The sequence below is a fragment of the Terasakiella sediminum genome, from assembly GCF_033100395.1.
Classification (GTDB): Bacteria; Pseudomonadota; Alphaproteobacteria; order Rhodospirillales; family Terasakiellaceae; genus Terasakiella.
Genome location: NZ_JAWLVJ010000015.1, coordinates 107,850 through 114,333, shown reverse-complemented (window position 1 = coordinate 114,333; position 6,484 = coordinate 107,850). Strand labels below are relative to the sequence as shown.

The 6,484-nt window shown below is 50.6% G+C and carries 6 protein-coding genes; 4 read left to right on the top strand and 2 right to left on the bottom strand.

Annotated features, from left to right (window positions below):
• The first annotated feature begins 98 nt into the window (after positions 1-98).
• Together RYZ26_RS13135 and RYZ26_RS13130 are read left to right on the top strand one after the other, a co-directional pair.
• A complete protein-coding gene (locus RYZ26_RS13135) occupies positions 99-617 on the top strand; it encodes a hypothetical protein (RefSeq protein WP_317683678.1) in 519 nt (172 codons plus the stop codon).
• Positions 617-1,606: a PrsW family intramembrane metalloprotease gene (locus tag RYZ26_RS13130; RefSeq protein WP_317683677.1), complete on the top strand. Its 990-nt coding sequence runs from the start codon at positions 617-619 to the stop codon at positions 1,604-1,606. Before RYZ26_RS13135 ends, RYZ26_RS13130 begins: the two co-directional genes overlap by 1 nt.
• Here the strand turns inward: RYZ26_RS13130 and RYZ26_RS13125 are convergent.
• Together RYZ26_RS13125 and RYZ26_RS13120 are read right to left on the bottom strand one after the other, a co-directional pair.
• Positions 1,593-4,097 (bottom strand): ABC transporter permease, encoded by a 2,505-nt coding sequence (locus tag RYZ26_RS13125; protein WP_317683676.1) that lies wholly within the window; start codon positions 4,095-4,097, stop codon positions 1,593-1,595. The two genes, RYZ26_RS13130 and RYZ26_RS13125, sit on opposite strands and share 14 nt — an antisense overlap.
• On the bottom strand, positions 4,094-4,795 hold the full coding sequence (locus tag RYZ26_RS13120) for an ABC transporter ATP-binding protein (protein ID WP_317683675.1): 702 nt from the start codon (positions 4,793-4,795) through the stop codon (positions 4,094-4,096). The genes RYZ26_RS13125 and RYZ26_RS13120 overlap by 4 nt, the downstream gene beginning before the upstream one ends.
• Before the next feature lie 43 nt (positions 4,796-4,838).
• Between RYZ26_RS13120 and RYZ26_RS13115 the strand changes: the two genes are divergently transcribed.
• A complete protein-coding gene (locus RYZ26_RS13115) occupies positions 4,839-5,435 on the top strand; it encodes an arylesterase (RefSeq protein ID WP_317683674.1) in 597 nt (198 codons plus the stop codon).
• Positions 5,435-6,481, top strand: a complete 1,047-nt coding sequence (locus RYZ26_RS13110; protein WP_317683673.1) for an NADP(H)-dependent aldo-keto reductase — start codon at positions 5,435-5,437, stop codon at positions 6,479-6,481. Before RYZ26_RS13115 ends, RYZ26_RS13110 begins: the two co-directional genes overlap by 1 nt.
• The last annotated feature ends 3 nt before the right edge of the window (positions 6,482-6,484 follow it).

Genomic DNA, 6,484 nt, shown 5'->3' with positions numbered 1-6,484 from the left:
CAAATTACGCATAGACTTCTCCTCATAAAAAGAAGTCTTGAATCACATTCTACGCAATTTGTAAATCCACTTTGTCAACAGGACCTAGGCAGTATGAGTTGGGCTGGTCTGACGGGTGCGCTGATCTGACGGGTGCGCTGATCGTTACTTCTAAATCATTTTATGTCATGTACGCTCGGCGCAAGATAAAAAAGCTCCGGGCGTTAAACTTGCCAGAGAATGAATTTAGAGAGAAGCTGGAAGATACCGGCGGGACGTCACAGGCCAGCGCAGTATTTGGAACGATCATTACGGCGGTCATGGTCGCGTTGCCCTTCGTATCAAGCTCTTTACCAGATTTGCCTGAGTGTCAGAACTCTGAGGTAGCAGAGACTATTCGTGGTATTATTGTGCAAAATCCTCAAATCGGGATTTCTGATCCAAAGATGATTGATTTGTCGAACTTTAAACAGATCGTTGAACATACCAATAAAGATCGTACGGTTTGTGCTCTGGATGCCAAACTCAATGGAGAGAGCGTTCCCTTGTTTATTGCGATGAGTTGGGAAGACCGAGACCTCGGTCGATATGAGACACGTCTGGCAGGTGCAATTGAAGGTCTGGATCTAGATAAGTAATGGATGACAGCCTTGTCCGACTGGTCGCTTTTTCCGCAGCCGTATTGCCTGCCGAGGTGATCCTTGTCTATTTTATGACTTATCTGAACGCGGATATTCTGGATGAGACTGTCTGGGCAGGATTTGGTTTTGGGGCGTGCGCTGCATTCCCGGCTATTCTTCTGGCATTGGGGGCCATGACGATCGTCAATACGTTTGACGGTGTGATCTGGCAGGCGATGGGAAAAGCTTTTCTGGGGGCGTCAATCCCTGAAGAGATATGTAAGTTTCTGACGATTGTTTGTCTTTTTCACAAGCAACTGAAGAAATTGTCACCCAGTCATATTTTTTTGGTAGCAATCGCTGTTTCAACAGGTTTTGCCTGTCTTGAAAATATTTTCTATGTGATTGAAGACGAAAGTTGGGGCGTTCTCGCCTTGATGCGGAGCCTGAGTGCCGTGCCCGGTCATGCCTTTGTTGGTGCGGTTATGGGATATTGTATTGTCCAGGCGCAGGACCCTGATCGCCAATCTGTGACGTGGTGGGCGCTTGGTCTGACTGGGCCGATCATTCTGCATGGTTTATATGATTTCCCTCTTGTGGCTTTGGATGGGGGTGTTGCAGATCAAGAAGTGCTTTTATATGTCTTGCTGTTTTTACTTGTCGTTGTACTGGAAGGCGGCTTGGCTCACTACTATTTAAAGTCTTTCATTGGTGCTGAAGAGAATGCGAAAAACCCAATGTGGGAGCCAGCGAATATGCTGAAAGCAGTGCGTTGGGCAAATGCGACAGCATGTAATCATTGGCATTGGATTTTTTGGGCGTTGGTGTGCTTTTTTCTGGCCACGGGATTGCTGTTTGGCAGATTCCATATGGATCATGATACTGGTTATAAAATCTATTATGTCACCAGTTTCGCTGTTTTTGCAGTTCTACATGGTTGCGCCTTTGTGGCATTGGCGATGATTTCGCGGCGAAGAAAAAAAGCACGCCAATTTATTCATTCCTGAGATGCGGCGCGGCCTTTTGACCAAGGGCGCGCCAGGTTCCGAGGAATCCGGCCGTGATTGTCAGGATCAGGCACAGCACTAACGTGACGGCAATGGTCATGGGGTAAAAGGCCCAGTTCATATTCATCAAAAACGTGATCACGCCCCAGGACGCAAGGGTTCCGACAATTGCACTGATGCTTGCTGTGACCAGACCGAGCACGCCATATTCAATCAGGTAGGCCTGAACCATACGTCCGCGTGTTGCGCCCAACACTTTAAAGATGATGGCTTCGTACGTGCGGCGTTCACGGCCAGAGGCCATGGCACCTGCCAGAACCAATGTGCCTGCCAAGACAGTCAGGCTGGCGGCAACCGCGATGGCACTGGAAATGCCATCCATCAAATCACGTGCGGACTGCAAAGCCTCTTTCACCCGGATGATGGACACATTGGGGAAATCTTTGGCAACCGCCTTTTCCACCAATCGCTCACTCGCTTCATCCGTATGAAGGGCGGCGATGTGGGAATGGGGCGCATATTCCAACAGACCCGGGCTCATGATAATGGCAAAGTCAAAGCGCATGGATTTCCAGTTGATGGCGCGAAGCGACGTGATGGTTGCCGTTACATCACGACCCAAGACATTCACACTTAATGTATCGCCGATATCCACCCCAAAGCCTTTGGCTAATCCGGCGTCTAAGGAAATAAGTGGCGGACCATTATAATCAGCATCCCACCATTCACCCTTCACAATGTCGGAGCCTTCGGACGGTTTGGCGGCATAGGTCAGTGCCCGGTCGCCTCGCACAGCCCATTGGGATTGGGGATCAATGGTGACTTTATCCACATCAACCCCGTTGATCTTGGTGATGCGACCACGCAAGGACGGTACCCGTTTATAATTGGCCGTGCCTTCGATGGCGGTCAAAGTTTGATCAAATTGTTCGGTCTGATTGTTCTGCACATCGATGAAAAAGAAAGAGGGTGCTTCTTTGGGCAGCTCATCACTGATCTGGTTGCGCAGGTTCTGATCAATCTGCGAAACTGCGACCAGAACAGACAAGCCAAGACCAAGTGAAAGGATCACGGCAGGCGCCGTCGTGCCCGGGCGATGAAGGGCGGCGATGGCAAGGCGGAAATGGGTTTTCTTAAGATGTGGCATCTTGGCCGCCAGCTTGATGGTCAGATTCCCGGCCAATTTCAGGATGGCAAGGGTCAATGCAGCAGCTGCAATGAAAACAAGGGCAAAATCTATGTTATGTGCGGTATAGAGAGTTAATAAAATTAATAATCCGGCAAAGATATAAGATAAAACACGATACTTCATCTCCGGTTTTGACTGGACCGGCGTAATTTTATCGCGGAAAAGTGCGCTGGCTGGCACGTTCTGCGCCCGACCCAACGGCCAGAAGGCAAAGGTCAGCGATGTCAGCACACCGAAGAAAAAGGCCGCGATCAAGGCGTTGGGATAAAGGGCGGCTTCGGGGGTGACGGGGAAGAAATCGGACCCCACAACACTGGCGAGATAAGGCAGGCTCGCCCCCAAAATCAAGCCAACAGATGTGCCAATGGCGGTCAGGATCATGATTTGCAAAAGATACGTTTTAAAGATCACATCACCGCTTGCACCGAGACATTTAAAGGTCGCGATGGTGGCAATTTTGCCATCCAGATAGTCACGCACCCCGGAACTAACACCGACACCGCCGATCAAGAGCGTGGTAAAGCCAACGAAACTTAAGAATAGGGCGAGGCGGTCGATGAAGTTTTCTACACCTGGGGCGGCATTATCCGGTGTGCGGATGCGCCATCCGGCTTCGGGGAAATCTTCTTTCAAGGCATCCACAGTCGGGCTGATCAGCACGGAATCTTTCAGTTTCAGGCGATAATGGTGGCGCACGACACTGCCAGGTTGCAGCAATTTCGTGTCTTCCAATGTCTCCATAGAGATCATAACGCGCGGGCCGAAATTAATGACAGAGGCAATACGATCCGGTTCTTTCACCATGACAGCGCGCACGGTCACATCTGCCTGACCGACCTTGATCTGATCGCCGACTTTTATGTTCAGACGATCCAGCAAGCCGCGATCTACCACGGCCCCATTGTTGCCAAGCGCCTGATCAAACGGGATTTGCGGGTCGGATTTGACAGAGCCGACGAGTGGGTAAAGGTTATCAACCGCTTTTAATTCAACAAGTTGACGCTGATCGGGCACAGAGACCATGGCACGCAGTTCGCTGACATGGGAGTTCTGACCGACCTCATCAAATCGGGCTTGTTGGTCGTCTGTGATGGTGCGGCTGGACAGACGCAGATCAATATCGCCGCCCAGCAAGACAGTCCCGTCGCGTTGCAGGCCTGCTGTAATTGACTGGTTCAGCGAAGAAACGGCCGCAATGGTGGTCACCCCCAGGATCAGGCAGGCGAGAAAGATGCGAAAACCTTTGGTACCGCCGCGTAATTCCCGAAAGGCAAGGCGTTTTGCGTGGGACCAACTGTTCATGAGGCCGCGACCTTCAACGTGCCGCCGGACTGGATCAGCCCGTCTTTCACTTCAATGATGCGATCACATTTATCGGCCAGTTTCGGATCATGGGTGATCAGTAGCAGGGTATTGTTCTGTTCCTTATGGCGTTTAAACAGCAATTCCATCACCATGCGCCCGGTTTCGCCGTCCAGATTCCCGGTCGGTTCATCCGCCAATAATAAAGTGGGGTTGGGGGCAAAAGCACGGGCCAAGGCCACACGTTGTTGCTCCCCACCGGAGAGTTGAGAGGGATAATGGTCGAGGCGATGACCAAGCCCGACATTTTCAAGCTGATTGCGCGCTTTATCAAAGGGATCGGCAATCCCGGCAAATTCCAGCGGCACAGCGACATTTTCAAGCGCCGTCATGGTTGGGACCAAATGAAAATCCTGAAAGACAATGCCGATATGATCGCGTCTGAACAATGCCAGTTCATCTTCGCTAAAGTGCGTCACATCTTGCCCAGCGATAGAAACAGTACCAGACGTTGCGCGTTCCAACCCGGCGATGACCATCATCATGGATGATTTGCCCGACCCGCTTGGACCCACAATGGCGACGGTTTCGCCGCGGGCAATTTCCAAATTAATTCCACGCAGGATATTGACGTCACCGGCATGACTTGCCAGCTTAAGATGGATCGTATCAAGTTGTAACGCGGGAGTATCGTTCATGGGCTGTGGCCTTCAGTTTAAAATTTTGCCTTTCTTGAGATTTGTGCTCTTTTTAGGTCTTGTCAATCTCATCGGTGAAAAGGCTTTGGCGGCAGACTATAAAATTCTCGCATTGGGCGACAGTTTGACAGCAGGATATCGGCTCAATCAGGGCGATGGTTTCGCTGAACAACTGGAAAAACGTTTACAGGAAATCAAACCGGGCTTGCGGGTCATCAATGGGGGTGTTTCAGGCGATACGAGCCAGAGCGGTCTCGCGCGTCTGGGGTGGGCGCTGGCTGATCAGCCCGACATGGTGATTGTGGAATTGGGTGCCAATGATGCCCTTCGCGGGCTTGATCCAGAGCTCACGCGCAAGAATATTGAACAGATCATTTTACAACTAAAAGAAAAGAACATAAAAATCTTACTGGCTGGCATGCTTGCTCCACCAAATTTAGGCGATGCATACGGCCAGAAATTTAATGTGATTTATCCCGACCTTGCGAAACAACACGGGGTCGCCCTATATCCCTTTTTCTTAGAAGGGGTTGCGGGTCATCCGGACTTAAATCTGGATGACGGGATACATCCGACAAAAGAAGGTATCGCGATCATTACAGATCAGATTTTACCCTATGTATTAAAGGTGATTGATTAATGGAATATAGAAAACTTGGCCGCACGGACATTGATGTCAGTCTCGTCTGTCTGGGTACCATGACCTGGGGGGAACAAAATACCCAGGATCAGGCGTTTGAACAGATGGATTATGCGGTCTCTGAAGGCGTAAATTTCTTTGATACGGCAGAGATTTACCCGGTTTCGCCACGCAAAGAGACCTACGCGGAGACAGAACGGATCATCGGCAACTGGTTTGAAAAATCCGGACAACGCAACGATGTTATTCTGGCCTCCAAAGTCGCCGGACCCGGTGATTATTTTGATTATATCCGCGATGGCGCGCCGCGTCTGACCGAAACTGAAGTCATGACGGCTGTGGAATCAAGCCTGAAACGCCTGAAGACCGATTATATCGACCTCTATCAAATCCACTGGCCTGCACGCCCAAGTAACTATTTTGGTCAACTGGATTATCCGGACGGGGCAGATTTCTCAGAATCCATCCCCATGGAAGAAACACTGGGGGCTATGGCAAAACTGGTGGAACAGGGTAAAATCCGCCATATCGGTGTGTCGAACGAAAGCGCCTGGGGCGTGATGGAATATCTGCGACTGGCGGAAAAGAACGGCTGGCCGCGCATTGTCTCCACGCAAAACCCCTATAATGTCATGACGCGCCAGTACGAAGTAGGCCTGTCTGAAGTCACCGCCCACGAACAAGTCGGCCTGCTGGCTTACTCGCCGCTTGGGGGCGGGACCTTGTCCGGTAAATATATGAATGACCAAAAGCCGGAAGGTGCGCGCATGACGCTTTGGCCGCAACGATTCTCCCGCTTTATGAAGGAACGTGCGGATAAAGCGGTCCAAAGCTATCACGATATCGCCCAGCGTCATGATCTGGACATGAGCCAGATGGCCCATGCTTTCATGAAGACCAAAAGCTTTGTGACCAGTTCCATCATTGGCGCGACTTCCATGGAGCAATTGAAATCCAATATCGCCGCGTATGAGCTGGATTTGTCCGAAGATGTGTTGAAAGAAATTGAAGAAACCCATCAGGCCAATCCAAATCCGGCCCCTTAAATC